Here is a 734-nt window from a genome sequence, read left to right as displayed (position 1 = left end):
GTGCGGCGTCCACCACGGGTTTCGGCGGCACAGGCACGAACAGGGCGCCATGGCGCTCCCGCAATTCGGCGAACAGCTCCTCGAGGGTCAGAGGGCCATTCTCACTCTGCCGCATCGTCCCGGAACGATCGACGACCCGGTAGAAGGGCGGCTCGGCGGCAGGCTCGACCACGGCCTCGGCGAGCAGCTGCAGCGTCCGCCGGGCGACGGGAAAGGCGTCCTGGCGACGGATTTCCGCTTCGATCATCGACCGGACGGATTCCCGTGCCGCCCGCGCCGCGACGACGGCCGGAGCCTCGACCTCTCCGGACGGCTTCGTCGGGGAGGCTTTGGTCGGAGAGGTCTTGCCGGCTGCGTGTGTCTTAGCCGCGCGTGTCTTGGCTGCGATCATCGGTTCGATTGTGTCTCAGGCACCGGGCCGTGTCGATGCGGCGGCGCTCAGCGGTCCCGGTGCGAAGCGGCGCAGGACACGGCTCGACTCGGATACGATCACCGGACGCGGTCCGGCGAAGGAGATTTCCAGGGTCAGTTCCGCCACGCCCTGCGAGCGGGCACCGTTCCGTGGGTTCGCCGCACGGAAATCGAAGGTGGAGCGCACGATGCAGCTGCTCGTACCGACGCTGCAGGCCATGCGCGGGGAACCGTCCTGCACCACGTAACGGCGGTCCGGCCAGCGCCGGACGAAGTGGCGCTTCTCCGCCATCAGCGCTGCCAGCGACAGCGGTGAGATGCCA

2 pseudogenes are annotated in these 734 nt (G+C 69.1%); both read right to left on the bottom strand.

Annotated elements, in window-relative coordinates:
- A pseudogene (locus tag VQ03_RS32460) lies at positions 1–391 on the bottom strand (hypothetical protein); the annotation flags it as partial.
- A gap of 15 nt (positions 392–406) precedes the next feature.
- A pseudogene (locus tag VQ03_RS34230) lies at positions 407–734 on the bottom strand (hypothetical protein); the annotation flags it as partial.

Source organism: Methylobacterium tarhaniae, assembly GCF_001043955.1.
Lineage (GTDB): Bacteria > Pseudomonadota > Alphaproteobacteria > Rhizobiales > Beijerinckiaceae > Methylobacterium > Methylobacterium tarhaniae.
This window is presented reverse-complemented; position numbering and strand designations above follow the sequence as displayed.